Origin of the sequence: Bacillus sp. FJAT-27251 (assembly GCF_001273925.1) — a bacterium.
In the GTDB taxonomy this organism is placed as follows: domain Bacteria; phylum Bacillota; class Bacilli; order Bacillales; family Cytobacillaceae; genus Mesobacillus_B.
Window position 1 is genome coordinate 2,152,103 of sequence record NZ_LIGG01000001.1, and the last position, 14,953, is coordinate 2,167,055.

Annotated in this window: 20 protein-coding genes; 13 read left to right on the plus strand and 7 right to left on the minus strand. The window is 44.1% G+C overall.

All coding sequences use genetic code 11. The annotated features are described in order from the left end of the window. Positions 1 to 39: 39 nt before the first annotated feature. Both ytvI and ADU22_RS10170 read right to left on the minus strand, forming a co-directional pair. Positions 40 to 1,098, minus strand: coding sequence for a sporulation integral membrane protein YtvI (ytvI, locus tag ADU22_RS10165; RefSeq protein ID WP_053362051.1), 1,059 nt, complete (start codon positions 1,096 to 1,098; stop codon positions 40 to 42). 237 nt (positions 1,099 to 1,335) lie between these two features. Continuing rightward, a complete protein-coding gene (locus ADU22_RS10170) occupies positions 1,336 to 1,698 on the minus strand; it encodes a YugN family protein (RefSeq protein WP_046522254.1) in 363 nt (120 codons plus the stop codon). 168 nt (positions 1,699 to 1,866) lie between these two features. Between ADU22_RS10170 and ADU22_RS10175 the strand changes: the two genes are divergently transcribed. Continuing rightward, positions 1,867 to 2,298 (plus strand): CBS domain-containing protein, encoded by a 432-nt coding sequence (locus ADU22_RS10175; RefSeq protein ID WP_156324330.1) that lies wholly within the window; start codon positions 1,867 to 1,869, stop codon positions 2,296 to 2,298. 91 nt (positions 2,299 to 2,389) lie between these two features. Here the strand turns inward: ADU22_RS10175 and ADU22_RS10180 are convergent, their stop codons facing one another. Beyond that, the gene (locus ADU22_RS10180; RefSeq protein WP_053362052.1) at positions 2,390 to 2,746 is read right to left on the minus strand and encodes a hypothetical protein; all 357 of its coding nucleotides are present in this window, start codon (positions 2,744 to 2,746) and stop codon (positions 2,390 to 2,392) included. Between the two features lie 163 nt (positions 2,747 to 2,909). Here ADU22_RS10180 and ADU22_RS10185 point away from each other — a divergent pair, with 163 nt between their 5' ends. From ADU22_RS10185 to ADU22_RS10200, 4 genes are all read left to right on the plus strand, one after another. After that, positions 2,910 to 3,311 (plus strand): YlbD family protein, encoded by a 402-nt coding sequence (locus ADU22_RS10185; RefSeq protein WP_053362053.1) that lies wholly within the window; start codon positions 2,910 to 2,912, stop codon positions 3,309 to 3,311. 13 nt (positions 3,312 to 3,324) lie between these two features. Next, on the plus strand, positions 3,325 to 3,564 hold the full coding sequence (locus ADU22_RS10190; RefSeq protein ID WP_053362054.1) for a YlbE-like family protein: 240 nt from the start codon (positions 3,325 to 3,327) through the stop codon (positions 3,562 to 3,564). Positions 3,565 to 3,918: 354 nt separating this feature from the next. Beyond that, on the plus strand, positions 3,919 to 4,362 hold the full coding sequence (locus ADU22_RS10195; RefSeq protein ID WP_053362055.1) for a YlbF/YmcA family competence regulator: 444 nt from the start codon (positions 3,919 to 3,921) through the stop codon (positions 4,360 to 4,362). 105 nt (positions 4,363 to 4,467) lie between these two features. Continuing rightward, complete coding sequence (locus ADU22_RS10200; RefSeq protein ID WP_046522249.1) at positions 4,468 to 4,743, plus strand: YlbG family protein; 276 nt, start codon at positions 4,468 to 4,470, stop codon at positions 4,741 to 4,743. A gap of 94 nt (positions 4,744 to 4,837) precedes the next feature. Here the strand turns inward: ADU22_RS10200 and ADU22_RS10205 are convergent, their stop codons facing one another. Continuing rightward, positions 4,838 to 5,227: a DUF7147 family protein gene (locus ADU22_RS10205; protein ID WP_053364523.1), complete on the minus strand. Its 390-nt coding sequence runs from the start codon at positions 5,225 to 5,227 to the stop codon at positions 4,838 to 4,840. Between the two features lie 420 nt (positions 5,228 to 5,647). Between ADU22_RS10205 and rsmD the strand changes: the two genes are divergently transcribed. After that, positions 5,648 to 6,232, plus strand: a complete 585-nt coding sequence (gene rsmD, locus ADU22_RS10215) for a 16S rRNA (guanine(966)-N(2))-methyltransferase RsmD (protein ID WP_053362057.1) — start codon at positions 5,648 to 5,650, stop codon at positions 6,230 to 6,232. After that, complete coding sequence (gene coaD / locus ADU22_RS10220; RefSeq protein WP_046522247.1) at positions 6,225 to 6,704, plus strand: pantetheine-phosphate adenylyltransferase; 480 nt, start codon at positions 6,225 to 6,227, stop codon at positions 6,702 to 6,704. Before rsmD ends, coaD begins: the two co-directional genes overlap by 8 nt. Before the next feature lie 69 nt (positions 6,705 to 6,773). Here coaD and spoVV read toward each other — a convergent pair whose 3' ends face one another. Beyond that, positions 6,774 to 7,994 carry a dipicolinic acid transporter SpoVV gene (spoVV, locus tag ADU22_RS10225; protein ID WP_053362058.1) on the minus strand — a complete coding sequence of 407 codons (1,221 nt, stop codon included), beginning with the start codon at positions 7,992 to 7,994 and terminating at the stop codon, positions 6,774 to 6,776. A gap of 228 nt (positions 7,995 to 8,222) precedes the next feature. On the opposite strand from spoVV, the gene ADU22_RS10230 reads away from it, so the two are divergent. After that, positions 8,223 to 9,011, plus strand: coding sequence for a patatin-like phospholipase family protein (locus tag ADU22_RS10230; protein WP_053362059.1), 789 nt, complete (start codon positions 8,223 to 8,225; stop codon positions 9,009 to 9,011). Beyond that, positions 9,011 to 10,039 carry a SepM family pheromone-processing serine protease gene (locus ADU22_RS10235; protein ID WP_053362060.1) on the plus strand — a complete coding sequence of 343 codons (1,029 nt, stop codon included), beginning with the start codon at positions 9,011 to 9,013 and terminating at the stop codon, positions 10,037 to 10,039. Before ADU22_RS10230 ends, ADU22_RS10235 begins: the two co-directional genes overlap by 1 nt. Positions 10,040 to 10,051: 12 nt before the next feature. Here the strand turns inward: ADU22_RS10235 and ADU22_RS10240 are convergent, their stop codons facing one another. After that, positions 10,052 to 11,299, minus strand: coding sequence for a nucleotidyltransferase (locus tag ADU22_RS10240; protein WP_353611378.1), 1,248 nt, complete (start codon positions 11,297 to 11,299; stop codon positions 10,052 to 10,054). A gap of 125 nt (positions 11,300 to 11,424) precedes the next feature. Here ADU22_RS10240 and ADU22_RS10245 point away from each other — a divergent pair, with 125 nt between their 5' ends. The 4 genes from ADU22_RS10245 (at position 11,425) to ADU22_RS10260 (ending at position 13,709) form a co-directional block, all read left to right on the plus strand. After that, entirely contained in the window at positions 11,425 to 11,952 is a 528-nt protein-coding gene (locus ADU22_RS10245) for a YceD family protein (RefSeq protein ID WP_053362061.1), read from the plus strand. Between the two features lie 69 nt (positions 11,953 to 12,021). Beyond that, positions 12,022 to 12,195 carry a 50S ribosomal protein L32 gene (gene rpmF / locus ADU22_RS10250; RefSeq protein WP_046522242.1) on the plus strand — a complete coding sequence of 58 codons (174 nt, stop codon included), beginning with the start codon at positions 12,022 to 12,024 and terminating at the stop codon, positions 12,193 to 12,195. A gap of 97 nt (positions 12,196 to 12,292) precedes the next feature. Beyond that, positions 12,293 to 13,051 (plus strand): enoyl-CoA hydratase/isomerase family protein, encoded by a 759-nt coding sequence (locus tag ADU22_RS10255; RefSeq protein WP_353611379.1) that lies wholly within the window; start codon positions 12,293 to 12,295, stop codon positions 13,049 to 13,051. 61 nt (positions 13,052 to 13,112) lie between these two features. Then, positions 13,113 to 13,709, plus strand: coding sequence for an RsfA family transcriptional regulator (locus tag ADU22_RS10260; RefSeq protein WP_053362063.1), 597 nt, complete (start codon positions 13,113 to 13,115; stop codon positions 13,707 to 13,709). A gap of 480 nt (positions 13,710 to 14,189) precedes the next feature. Here the strand turns inward: ADU22_RS10260 and ADU22_RS10265 are convergent, their stop codons facing one another. Continuing rightward, entirely contained in the window at positions 14,190 to 14,663 is a 474-nt protein-coding gene (locus ADU22_RS10265; RefSeq protein ID WP_053362064.1) for an N-acetyltransferase, read from the minus strand. Between the last annotated feature and the right edge of the window lie 290 nt (positions 14,664 to 14,953).

Sequence of the window (14,953 nt, forward strand, 5' to 3'; positions counted from 1 at the left end):
TTAACCCGGTTTCGGCTTTTCCTTGGAAAATAAGATCGTTCAAATTTTAAAATTGGTTTTGAACATTCCGGCTTCCTTGGCCGAATTAAAGATGATCACGAGCATGGGGCCGATAATAAAGCCTGCAGCACCAAGGATCTTAAGGCCAAGGTACATCGAAATAAAAGTAGGCAGCGGGGACAGTCCTATATGTGTTCCCATAACTTTGGGTTCGACGGTACGCCTGATGACCAGGAGAACTAAAGCGAGAATGGCCAGCTTTGTACCGAGGACAATATCTCCCGTCAAAAGATGAAATGCAGCCCATGGGCCTAAAATAATGATGGAGCCAAGAATCGGAATGAAATCGATCAGCCATATGACCAATGACATAACTAAGGCTACTTCAGGCAAAATAAGCCATAACCCCAATAAAGATACGATGAAAATAATCACACTGACAAGGAATTGAGCCTTAAAGAAACCAATGCCGACACTTGATAGGCGGGATGTTATGAAATTTACTTTTTCAGCCGTTTTTATATGGAGATGCCCATAAAATTTTTCCCTCAGCCGAGGCAAGTCAAGCAAAAAGAGAAACAAAGCGATTACATAAAAAAGGAAGTTTATCAGAAAATTAGGGATATGGGTGAGCAATGCCTTTAAGTTGTCAATATTGATAAACGCAAGCAGATAGTTTCTCACACTAAGGAGAAATTCTTCCCCACGGACATTTATTTCATTGATAATTTCATCGGGGAGTTCCCTGGCAGCATCAACAAACTGCTCCTGGGCGTCAGCCCAAAGACTGGTTAGATCATTTATATATTGAGGAGCATTCTCTGTTATGCTGATTGCTTCAGAAATGACCTTGGTGGTAATAATGTATCCTGTTAAACCAAGCATGGCGAGAAAGGCAGTAAAGACAATGATGACAGCAAATTTCCTGCCCATTCGGCTTCTCTTTTGCAGGGACCGGACAGCAGGTTCAAGAATCAGGGCAGTTATGAAAGCAAAGATAAGCGGAACCGATACCGGAAGGATTATGTATCCCATTAAGGCAATCAGCAAAACAGCCAATAGAACGAGCAAAGACTTCTTCGTAAAAAATCTGGACAACGAAAACTCCCTTTCTGAGCGCAAGACAATTGCGGATAGATTGTATGAACCTTTTAATTATATTATGCATTCGGCAGGATAAACAATGAAAAATAGGAAAATTTGATTTCTTTCTGAAAAAGTGTAATAAAGAAAAGAGAATGATCCATTCAGGGAACAATATAGAAAAAAGACGCATCGTTCTGCGTCTTTTGTTCCGAAATAAGAAATTAGGCCTGAATAAGCAGCCTTTCTTATTTATTGCTGCGCGAATGGTTCGATTTTGGATTTAATGTCGCTCAGAAGCTTTTCGCATTGGGATACCAGTGTTTTGGGGAAATGCTCTCCCTCACCATATTCCACACCATGCGGATAATAATGCTTTCCAAGAAGCGGGTCCATCAATTGGATGACAGCTTTGTGCGCTCCTACATCTCCTTCTACCGTATACCCCTGAATCCGCAGGTAGTATCGGCCTTCCTTAAGATCAAATAAGCGGTCATATGTAACACGGTCATAATCCCACTGTCCTTCGCGGACTAATCCATGGTCAGACATGACTTCGTCTAGGCGATTCAAATCCGCCTTTAAATTTTCCAATCCCGTTTTTTCAAATTTCATCCTAATCCCTCCTAAAAACACATTCCAGCACGTGCCGTATATCCATATATCACAGTATCAATAATAGTAGAAATAATCAGAAGTTGCAATGTCTAACCCAAGCATAAATTTTAATTTAAAAGAGAACCATAATAGAAGTAAAGAACGCTAGTAAAGGAGTTGATTGAATTGGGAGAAATCCGTAAAATCATGACCTCCAATATCGAAGCTTGCACCATGCTTGATAATGTTTTCGAGGTCGCAGTGAAAATGAAGGAAAATGATGTCGGAGCTATTCCGATTGTTGATGGTGAAACACTCGTGGGCATGATTACGGACAGGGATATCGTGGTACGCGGTGTCGCGGAAAAGAAACCGGGTTCAGCCAAGGTTGAGGAAATCATGAGCAGCCAGCTGGTAACAGTTACACCGGAGACGTCTGCCGACGAAGCGGCAAGACTAATGGCGGAGCATCAAATCCGGCGCCTTCCTGTTGTGGAAGGAAACAGGCTGGTTGGTATCGTTTCTCTTGGCGATCTTGCCCTAAACCCGCAAAGTGACAGCCAGGCGGAAATTGCCTTGACGGAAATCTCGGAGCATGATCAAACAAACCTTCAATAGGAGTATGTATGTCATCAAAGACGGACCTTGTGAAGTGCCAGCCTCACAAGGTCCAGTCAACAGTAAAGGAGCGGAGGGGCGTCCTCCGCTCTTATTTACAGATTATAATCCTGTTAATCCGGAAAGATTCCGTTTTCCAGTTTCCATAAAGGACCACGCTTTCACCAATACTGACCTTTGGAATGTCGACTTCCCTGATTAGTGGGGTTACTTTTTGGCAAAAGAAAATGTTGTTCCCCGCTTTGATTTTAATAGTGAGCACATGGTTAAAACGATGATAATAGAAGCGCTCTTTCTCCTCATGTACTTCAAGGACATTTCCCTGTATGAATGATTCCTCCGGAATGGAAGCGAGGGCAATCCATTCTGCTTCGTTTTTCTTCATTTCCTTTCTGGTCAACCAATAAAAATACAGGAAGATTGCAGGAATAAGAATTGCTGTTACCATTTTAGACCACCAATTTCCTATGTTTATGAATCATAACCCTATGGTGAATGTGCTTCTTTTTTAGTTTACCAATCCCATTACTGGATTCATTGTACCATGAATCACCTTTTCTATAGCAAAACATAGAGTATTATAGGCAAATGCGTGAGATGGGGTGATGATGATGGCAGGCAAAGAACTGCATCCTTCAGTGAAGAAGTTCAAGGAATTTGTCCAAGGGAATCCCAAAATAATCCGGGAAGTAAGGGACGGAAAAGCTACATGGCAGGAACTTTATGAAGAATGGTATTTACTCGGCGAGGAAGATGAGCGGTGGGATCCTTTTCGCGAAGGGGAAAGGGTCAAGGAAGGGAAAGCGGCGGGKGAAAAAGAAGGKGACTGGATGTCAAAGATCATTACGGTGTTTAAAGGCATGGATGCCGACCAAATTCAGGGCCAAATCCACAATATTAGCCAGGCAATCACAGCTGTCCAGGGTGTGCTTGCGCAATTTACAGGGGGGCAGGCTCCATCAGGGCCGGGCAGGGAAGGAAGCCGTCACCCATTCGAATTCAGAAAGGATTAGGAGACTGAAAACGATGAGAAAAGATGTGCTCGAAAGGATTCAGCAGCGAAAGGATCTTCAGGAATTCATCAGGATTCAGCCCCATTGGTACCGGAAGCTTTCCCGCGATCCAAGGGAACTGGAGGCAATGGAAATCGCTGCATTGCATTTTTATGAACGTACAATTCCGCACCAGGTTCAAAAATTCAAAAACGGAGTCCAAATGGCTTCAATGATGATGCAAATGTTCGCAAATATGAATTCCCAATCCTAGAGCTTCTTTCATGTTAAGGAAGCTTCTTTTATTTTGTACCATGAACAAGGTGTTATTGCTTTTCTCTGTCCAGCTCCAGCGGCTAGCCCCTCGAGACGCTTCGGTCCAGCGGTTGAAGTCAAAGAGCGACTTCATCCGATGGCCCTCCAGCGCTTTTCAGGGCTGAACAGCCGCTTTCGCTTTTCTCTGTCCAGCTCCAGCGGCTAGCCCCTCGGGTCATAAGCCACTCCTGAATTGAAGGCAAAGAACGCCTTCTATTCAGGCGCGTCTTATGCCTGTCGGGCCTGGGCAGTCGGCTTCGCTTTTAATTTCCCTCAGTTTCGTGTTAAAATATGATACGGAGGTGAGCGATGCGTGCTTGCTACAATAGAAAGGATCGAGATTCTCGATACAGCGGATGAGCTCGTTCAGATGATTTTAGACTCGGATGTAGCCGAAAACTATCGGCTGTGTTTATATAATGTAAAGTCCAGCAAGGAAACACAAGGAAAGATCAGGGCTTTTTCGGCCATGAAGGATCGATATGAAGAAGTACAGCGGTTTGGAAAATACCATCCTGATTATAAGGAAGTGATGGGACAGATCAGGCAGTTGAAAAGGGAAGTGGATTTGGATGAAAATGTATCTGAATTCAAAAAAGCTGAAAACGACCTTCAAGGCCTTCTTGATGAAATTAGCGTCATGATTGGAAGATCCGTTTCTAAAAGCGTTAAGGTGCCTACAGGAAATCCATTTTTTGATAGTGGATCTTCCTGTGGCGGCGGCTGTGGAAGCGGTGGAAGCTGTGGGTGTTCTTAAAAAGCATGGAGGATTCCATGCTTTTTTCTTCCAGCCAAGATTGTAAAAAGTAGGTTTAATATGCTAGACTATGTAGAAGCAAACGTTTTCTGAAGGGGAAAAAATATGATAGGTCAAAGACAGGGAATCATCATTTGGCTTTATTCTTTAAAGCAAGCCAAAATGTTAAGAAGATTTGGAAACGTCCACTATGTTTCCCGGAAACTAAAATATGTTGTTCTTTATTGTAATATGGAAGACACAGAAGCCTTGATCCAAAAAATCAGCTCTTATTCCTTTGTCAAAAAAGCAGAGCCTTCCTATAAGCCGTTCTTAAAAATGGAATATGAAAATTCTGCCCCCGACAAAGCAAAAGAGTACGATTACAAGATGGGTATATAAAAGCGGAGCGCCTTGGCGTTCCGCTTTTTTGAGGTTTCCGGGCCAACTCGGCGACTCGCGGGGTGTGAAAGACGCCTGCGCCGGTTCAGTATGATTACTGAAGGGGCGGAATATATCGGTTCATCCGCAGGATGCCAATCAAGTGCTGGTAGTATAACTCTTTATCCGGAAACATGGTGGATGGTTTTACATCAAGCTCAATGATTTGCTTTCCAAGTTCGACTGCTGTTTGCATAAATAAGTCAAAGCGCTTATTTGGCAGTTTTTTTGGATTTGGTATTCCTTCCCTGCATACGTATAGTGCCTGGAACTTTCCTGGGTCTGTTGGATGAAGAATGACAACAGGGGAGATTACTTCTTTCCCGTTTATCTCAGTCTGCAGCACCATCAGATGTGCAAGCCGGTGTTGGTTCGCTTTGGCAGTCTGAATAAGCTCGTAAATATCTGCGTAACCTTCACCCAATTCTATAAAACGTTGAATCACATTAGCTCCTCCTTTTCCTCCACCAATTAATGTAGCATTTTCTTCAATAAAAATGAAGAAGGCTAAAAGACAAAAAGAAAAACCCTGCATCTTATGCAGGGCCCCTTCTATATCCATAAGGGAAAGAAGGCAAAGGGAGAGGAGAAACCGGAGGAAGAACTTATGGGGAAACGTAAGTCTTCTCCGCGGTTGGCAACAACATCCTCAAATGATGTTGTTACAGTCATTATTTCCATAATGGGAATGCTTATACCCCCTTTACCGATTTTTTTCCACAAGGGGCGAATGGCCATAATAGGAATGCAGGATAATATACAGGAGATCTAACTTCACAAATTGCTTTAGGCTGTCTGAACTAATAGAAGTTTATGGATATCTGTGGTAGGATAAAAAAAGCAATTTGTTTAAGGAGCATGGATAATGAGAGTAGTATCAGGAAACTTGAAGGGCCGCTATTTGAAAGCGGTACCGGGGAATTCCACAAGGCCTACCACCGATAAAGTGAAGGAAGCCATCTTCAACATGATTGGTCCATACTTTTCAGGCGGCCTTGGACTTGATCTGTTTGCCGGCAGCGGAAGCCTTGGCATCGAGTCATTGAGCAGGGGGCTGGACAAGGTTATTTTTGTGGATATGGATCGCAAGGCTGTTCAGGTCATCAATGAAAATATCAGGGACTGCGGCTTGGAAGACAAATCCGAAATATACCGGAATGAGGCATCAAGGGCTTTAAAAGCCATCATAAAAAGAGAACTGAGCTTTGATTATATTTTTCTTGACCCTCCGTATAAAAAGCAGCAGCTGTTAAAACTGGTCGAGTTGATCAGCAGCCATCATTTGCTGAAAGATAAAGGAGCCATTGTCTGTGAACATGGATCCGACATTCAGCTTCCGGAAAGCATTGGCGGCTTTTTGCTGACCAGGCATGAGGAATATGGAATTATTGGCATCTCTATTTATAAATATAAACAATTATTGGATGAAGAGGGGGATCATAATGGCTAGCATTGCTGTATGTCCAGGAAGTTTCGACCCCATTACATATGGGCATTTGGACATTATTACCAGGGGAGCTAAAGTTTTCGATGAGGTATATATTTCAGTACTTAATAATTCCTCCAAAAGGCCGTTGTTCACAGTAGAAGAAAGAATGGAATTGATCAGGAAAGTAACAAAGGACCTTCCAAACGTAAAAGTGGACACATTCCACGGACTTTTGGTTGAATATGCGGAGAGTGTGAATGCCAATGCGATTATCAGGGGATTAAGAGCTGTTTCCGATTTTGAATATGAAATGCAGATAACCTCGATGAACCGCTTGTTGAATGATAAAATTGAAACTTTTTTCATTATGACAAATAACCAGTACTCCTTCCTTAGCTCAAGCATTGTCAAGGAAGTGGCACAGTATCACGGGGAAATATCGGAACTGGTTCCTCCCGAAGTAGAGATGGCCCTGAAGGAAAAATTCAAGTAACTGTTAAGACACAAAAGACGAGCTCAAATGGATGCTCGTCTTTTGTGTTCTTAACCTGCTGGCCATGCCTCAATCATGTGCCATTCTTTTCATATACAGAAAAATATAAAGAATTAGCGAGGCCAAAGTAACCAATGGACCAATGGAAGAGAGGGTCAAATAGAATTCAGCAACCCTTGTGCCTTCTTCCGCCAGTCTGTTCATCACCGGAAATGCATTGGAAGGGGACTCGGACTGAAAAAATCGCTGATAAACCGGCTCCCACAGAAGCAAGGCATACAAACCGGCAAACAGGCCGTGGAGAATCCGGGCTGCAAAAAATGGCTGAAAGCGTATGTCGGTTTGGGCAAGGATGCTGGCTACCTGAGCCTGTACGCTAAACCCGCTGAAGCCAAGGATGAAGCTGGTCACTACAGCTTGCTGCATTAAGGTTGCCTCCTGAACCTGGCTGGTCATCTGGCTTCCCATCGTGATTTCGAATATACCTGAGATAAACGGCATGCTCAGCATTTGTGTCAATCCAAGGATGCTCAATAATAGTTCAACGAATCCTGCCAAAAAGGCAGTAAAATGCAAAAGATACAGCAATTTGTTGATGACTGAAAATAGAATGATGAAACCGCCGATCATCAATAATGTCTGGATGGACGACATTACGGCATCCCCAAGCAATTTCCCGATTGGACGGTTATCCTTTATCCTTGTTCTGTGAAGAGCTCTTAGCGCTTCCGCTATTTTTAATGCCTTTCCTCCGGATCTGCCAGGTGCTTCGTCATGTCCTCCATGGAACCTCATCACCAGTCCGACTGTAATGTTCCCAAGGTAATGGGCAAGGGCAAGAATCACTCCAAGCTGGGCATTGTAAAAAAAACCGACAGAAACCGCTCCAAAGATAAAGAGGGGGTTGGATGAATTAGTGAACGATMCCAGCCTCTCTGCTTCAATTTTAGTGAGCTGCTTTTCCTGTCTCAACCTTGCTGTCAGCTTAGCACCGGAAGGGTAGCCAGAAGCCATTCCCATTGCCCAGACAAACCCTCCGACACCAGGTACACGAAAAAGAGGCCTCATCAGCGGTTCAAGAAGTACACCTATAAATTTTACAACTCCAAAACCAATCAGCAGCTCCGAAACGATAAAAAAAGGCAGCAGGGAAGGAAACACAATCTCCCACCACATATTAAGGCCCCTGATGGAAGCATCAAACGATTCCTGCGGATAAATGATCATAGAGCCTGCAATCACCGTGATTGATACCGCCAGGAATATCGTTTTTATTTTTGACTTAATCACCCAACATCCTCTCCTCAGGTAAATGGCTGTGAAACAACGTCAAACAGTGATAAAATAAAAATAATATCCGGCCAGTTGGCGGCGCAGATTACATGCGGTAATAAACCTTTTTTCATGGCGATGCCAAGGTTTTCATAATTCGGTCTTGTCCTCATAAACCAATATACTCACGGGTATGCAAAATAGACCAATTCTCTTGAATACAACAACTAAAGGGGGTATTTGCGTTTGCGTCGACCCACAATTGGTTTGGCACTTGGTTCCGGAGGAGCGCGGGGGTTTGCCCATCTAGGAGTCATCAGAGTACTAAGGGAAGAAGCCATCCCGATCGATATGATTGCCGGCAGCAGTATGGGCGCCATGGTTGGCTGTTTTTACGGAGCAGGACTTGATATTGAAAGATTGTATACACTATCAAAAGTATTCAAGAGGAAATATTATTTGGACTTTACCGTGCCCAAAATGGGCTTTATCGCAGGGAAAAGGGTAAAGGATCTGATCCGGATCTTTACCCACGGAAAAGAACTGCAAAATCTTGATATACCGGTTGCTGTCGTTGCTACCGACCTTGTATCCGGTGAAAAAGTGGTCTTCAAGGAAGGGCCCATTGCAGAAGCAGTACGGGCAAGCATTGCTATTCCGGGAATATTCACGCCAGAAAAATGGAACGGCAGGCTGTTGATCGATGGCGGCGTGATAGACCGGATACCTGTTTCGGTCGTAAAGGAAATGGGGGCGGATATTGTCATTGCGGTCGATGTTTCGCACGTCAAAAACAATGCAGATATCACTTCCATTTTCGATGTGATCATGCAAAGTATTGACATCATGCAAATGGAGCTGGTTGCCAACAGGGAGGTTGCTTCCGATATCATGGTAAGGCCGAGAGTGGAGATGTACAGTTCGCGCGCTTTTACTAATATAGAAGAAATCATTTCCATCGGTGAAGAGGAAACGAGGAAACATATCGCAAAAATTAAACAGGTTATTGAGCACTGGAAGGAGCCTCAATCATAATGAGAAGAAAAGGATCTTTTCGGCTGGGCATTTTGGCAGCCATTTTGCTTTTTGCCAGCGTCTTTTATTATTTGCCTTTTTATGTATCAAAGCCGGGCATGGCAAAAGAGCTGGGACCCATTATTGAAGTAGAGGGGGGATATGAGGAAGAAGGCACCTTTATGCTGACCACTGTCAGGATGGGAAGGGCCAATATTTACTCCTATTTGACCGCCAAGATAAGCAAATACCAGGAAATCTTCCCGCTTGAGGCAATCAGGGCTGAAAACGAAAGCGATGAGGACTATACCAAAAGGCAGCTCCATATGATGGATAGTTCGAAAATCAATGCGATTGAGGTTGCCTATAAAAAAGCCGGACTGCCAATTCAGTACCAGTTCAATGGAATTTATGTCCTGCAAGTTGTTCCCGGAATGCCGGCAGAGGGAAAGCTGTTTACCGGCGACCGCATTCTTGATATCGATGGCAAGGACTTCCGCTCTTCAACAGAATTCATTGAATATGTCAGCAGCAAAAAAGCAGGCGAGGAAGTCACCTTGGCTGTGGAGCGTCAAAAAAAGGAAGAGAAGGTTGTCCTTGCTCTCCAACAATTTGATCAAAGCAGCGACAGGGCAGGAATAGGCATTGTACCGGTTGATGATAAAGACATAGAGGTTGACCCGGATGTGAACGTAAAAACGGATGAGATAGGCGGACCCTCTGCAGGACTCATGTTTTCGCTTGAGATTTACAATCAGCTCGTGGAGGAAGATCTTACACAAGGGCATGCCATTGCTGGAACGGGCACTATCGCTTCGGATGGAATCGTCGGCAGGATTGGCGGCATTGAACAAAAAGTAGTCGCCGCCGACAAGGCTGGTGCCGACATTTTCTTTGCCCCAAATGAAAAGGGCGCAAAGGATTCCAATTACCAGGCTGCAATGAGGACAGCAGAGGATATCAACTCAAAGATGGAAATCGTCCCCGTCGACACTTTTGATGACGCCGTGGACTATCTTGAAAATTTATCAAAAAAACAAGCTGGCTAGCAGCTTGTTTTTTTAATCCTGAATTTGGATGGGAGGCTGTGAAAACTCTTCCTTTAGAAGGCGTTCCTGTGAGTCGCCCGTTAAACCGAGAGAATAAATCCTGGATGCCCTGATATCTAGTTCCAATAGATCTTTATTGGATGAAGGCCGGGAAACAAGAGGGAGTCCCAGGACTTTTTTGTTTTTCTGTAAGTAGGCCCTTCCGGAAGAGGACATTCCAAGCAGGCGCAAATATTTGGCGGTGCCAGCCTGCATCTCACTGCTTTTCACATTCATCAGGATATGCAGGCAGACTCTCTGAAGTCTGGTCCACGTATAGCGTTTTGTCTTTATCTTTTCCATGAATTCCTTAAAAGACGTGGCCTGAAGGCTATTTTCCTTAAGCCTGTACTCTAGGCCCTCCTCAACCTCATGAATAGCGGCCAATTCTTCTGGAGAACTCTGAAGCAGCTTGTATTTTAATAGTGGCCAGTAATCCTCCCAGGAATGAAACTGGCCATAGTGTTTTTTATATCTCATGAGTAAATGAAAGGAAGTGCGCGGAAGATAAGACTGGATGCTTTCCATGCTGCTTCCATTGGAGAAAAGGGATTTTCTGATACTGGTTGCACTGGCAATCGTCTCGGAGGAAAAATGTTCATCGTGATATCCGGCATTTTTACGCTTGATGGTCACTGGCCTTAGGCCGGCATCGTGGCGGTTGATTGCCGCTACATACTGGAGGCCGAGAATATTATTGGGCTTCGAGAGGTCGAGCAGGGAGCCAGCGGGTTTCAGAGCTTCAAAGCTTAGGGAGACCGACTTGGGATAGCTGTATCCTAGCGCGTTGTATTCTTTTATTTTTGCCTGGAATTGTGTTGCGTGATTAGCGAGAAATTCAAGTGTGGTGATAAAGCTGCCAATCTCACCAGCCTCGCTGCCAAAACAGACGCTCTCACAGCCAGCCGCCGCCAGCACAGAGATGGCTCCATCCGCAAAAATGTCCGCATTTTGTGCAGCGAAGGCATATGGCAGCTCAAAAACGAGGTCTGCACCGCCGTACAAAGCCATTTCTGTACGTGCCCATTTGGAAACGAGGGCTGGTTCCCCGCGCTGGAGGAAATTTCCGCTCATGACAGCAATTACGATATCCGCGCCAGATTGTTCCTTGGCCTGGTCCAAATGGTATTTATGTCCATTATGGAATGGGTTATATTCTACAACAACGCCGACAGCCTTCATTTTTTCTCCTTCATTGACAACGGGAGGTCCTCTCAACATAAGTTGTTTCCCGGTTAATGGTGTTTAAATTTACAACTCAACGTCTAAATTATACTGTAAAGAAAAAATATTGACAAATAGGTAAGCGAAAGCTATAATTACCTTTGTTGCCTTGGGGTGATTCTATGAAATGGACAATAAGTCAGTTACAAAAATACCGAAACAAGGACTTTCCGGTTGACGAAACGGTCCGGGTTGATGAGATAAAGGAAGTCGATCCATCCATTCGTGACGTGTCTCCGATGCATATAACGGGCAGGGTTGACATTAGCGCAACAAAAGTGACCTTCCATCTCCGGATTGAAGGCTATCTTATCCTTCCTTGTTCTCGTACGCTGGTTGATGTTAATTTTCCAGTGAATGTTGAAACAACTGAAACCTTCCTTCTTGGGAATCATGAATATGGGACCGAGGATGAAGAAGTGCATCAACTTAAGGGTGATGTCATTGACCTGATGCCTGTCATCAGGGAAATCCTTTTGCTTGAAGTTCCGATGCAGGTATTCTGCGAGGAAGATGACCGTAAGGATGGAGCCCCGCAGTCTGGGAAGGACTGGGAAGTGATCCGCGAACAGGAAAAGCAGCAAAAAGTGGATCCTAGGCTTGCCGGACTTGCCAAGTTTTTTGAGCAAAATGATTCAGCGGATGATTGAATCACCAAAATGAAGGACCAGTGAGACTGGCCTTCATACACACTACTCTTCTTTAAGGAGGTGGGAATAATGGCTGTACCATTTAGAAGAACGTCTAAAACTGCTAAGAGAAAGCGCCGTACTCATTTCAAATTGCAAGTTCCAGGCATGGTTGCATGCCCTAACTGCGGTGAAATGAAACTAGCTCACCGTGTTTGCAAGGAATGCGGAACATACAAAGGCAAAGAAGTCGTAAACGACTAATCTTTCCAATAAGAATCAAAAGCACAGGTGTATTCCTGTGCTTTTTTTTATTCATTCCTCTACACTAATAATCAGGGAATTGAAGAGGAGGAGGGCAATGATGGGTTCCTATACCATTTCGAAAGAGCAGAACGGACTGCTGCTATTTACGATAAACAGGCCGGAGAAAAGAAATGCGGTAAATTATGAAATTATGGATGGACTGGAAGAAGTGCTTTCCATAGCTGCGAATAAGGGAACGAAAGCACTGGTCCTTACGGGGGCCGGTGAAAGGGCGTTTTGTTCGGGTGGAGACTTGTCTGTTTTCCATAAGTTAAGGACGGCTGATGAAGCGGCTGTTATGCTTTCCAGAATGGCTGAAATTCTCACCCGCCTATTAATGCTTCCGATACCGACTGTTGCCATCCTTAATGGGACGGCTATTGGAGGCGGTTGTGAAATTGCTTCTGCCTGCGATTTTCGCCTGGGGCGCAAGGGGATGCAAGCTGGTTTTGTTCAGGGGAATATGGCCATTACAACAGGGTGGGGCGGAGGCAGTATATTGTTTGAGAAGCTTCCTTACTCGATTGCCTTAAAAATGCTGGGTGATGCCAGGCTTTACTCAGCGGACGAACTGTATGAGCTTGGTTTTCTGGATTATCTTTATGATGGGGATGCCATGAGCCAGTGCATCTCCTTCCTGGAAAGGATGCTTGATAAGGAAGCTGCCGTATTATCCGCCTATAAACAGCTTGTCACAAAAAAATGGATGGCCTCCTCCTTGCCAGAGAGAATCGCAGAGGAAGCTAGAAACTGCGCGGTCTTATGGGGAAAAGAGGTTCATCACGAAAAGGTTGCCCTATTTTTAAAGAAATAAAAGCATTCTATCTTTCCTAGCAGATGCATAGATTGAAATAAAAAACTAGGAGGGAAATGACATGCCTATTACCCGCCAGGATGCCTGGACACAGGACGAAGATCTCATACTTGCAGAAACAGTGCTTCGCCATATCAGGGAAGGGGGTACCCAGCTAAAGGCTTTTGACGAGGTTGGCAAAAGGCTTTCCCGTACCGGGGCGGCCTGCGGATTCCGCTGGAACTCCTTTGTTCGGAAACAGTACCAGTCTGGTATTGAACTGGCAAAAAAGCAGCGAAAAGAGCTGAAAAAGCAGCAGAAAAAAATGGCTGAACCAGTGGAAGAGGAAGCCTCTCTCCCAAATGCGGAGGTTGTTCAAGCTGCTGCCGAAACGCTAGGCCTCGATGAAGTGAAAGAGTTTCTCGACCATTTGTACCGGCAGGCAGCAAAAGCAAGGAACCATGAAGAGAGTACAACCGTATTTGAGGGAAAAGTAAAGGAACTGGAAAGCCGAATCTATTACTTGTCTAGTGAAAATGAAAAGCTCAGGGATGATCTCGCCGCCGTAGAAAAGGATCATCGTTCTTTACTCGAAATTATGGAGCGGGCCAGGAAACTGGTTGGAACCAAAGGCGAGGCAGGGGAGGAGCAGGCTGAAAAAGAGGGCTTGAAAAAATGAATTCGTTAAGGGTTTGCCATAGGATATGTATGAGAATTCATACACGGAGAATTTCCGGCTAATGCAAATTTTGAGGCTGAAAGTATAGATATAAGCGGAGAAATTCCGATTAATCCCTCTAAATAAGGAAAAATCCAAAGTTTTGAAACATATAAACGGAAATACTTCCTTTATTATAAGGGAAATATAAGTATTTCCCATTTTAAACGGAATTTTTCCGTTTATTTCAATCATAGGGGAATCGAACCGTAATTTGCCTCTGTCTTAGTTAATCAATAATCAGATAGAGAATATCTTTTCGCAAATCGTAATTTTTTATGTGATTCAGAATGCCATTTTATAAGCTAATTTGTCAAAACATTGATGTAGCAATAAAAAATAGGGTGAGTAAATCACCCTATTTGCACTGCAATTAACTATTTTCCACCATTAAAGAGAACTTATTAAAGCAATAGGCGCTATCTTTAAATTTGCCCTTCCTTAATGTACCTGCTCCTTCACGCCGGCCGGGTACCAAACGAAAGGATTCTCCCCTCTGTCCCGCTCTACTTCATAAGTTGCAGGGGTGAAGCCCATCGTTGCCCAAAAATCGGATGAATTGACCCTTCCGTTTGTTTTAACAGGCAAGCCATAGGATTTTGCGAAATCCACGAGCGTCCTTCCATATCCTTTCCCCTGATAATCAGGGAGGACCTCAAGCTTCCATAATTCAAGATAGTCCTGCGGCGGATCAAAGTAACGGTCGAATTTGGCCTGGATTTGGTAGAGGCTCATCCTTGCAACAAGTTTATCTCCAAAGTAGATTCCGTAAAACGGCGACTCACTGTCGTTTTCAATCATATTTGCTTCAAGATCCTCGAGCATGGACAGCTCCTGCTGGCCGTATTGCTTGAACCTTTTGAAGTCCTCGAGTGTTTTGTAATTGATCTTCAATCTTTCAACCTTGTGTGCCACCGTCATTCCCCCTATTAGTGCGTTGTCTTTTGTCTATTCCCGTCCATCATCTTAAAGATGCATGACATTGAGGTCGGCTGCAGCCTTGATGTTATTATATTATAAATAAACAAAAAGTTCTGCTTTTAACTTATAATATAATATAAAGGCTTATCGGGCAACTTGTTAACCGCTTACAATCATGTTTCCCGCATGAAGGCGGGGCATAATGGAAGCAAGGAAATATTCTCACGCAAAGGGAATGGTATCTGCTAAAATAGGACTAAAGCAGGAATCGGAATTGGGGTATG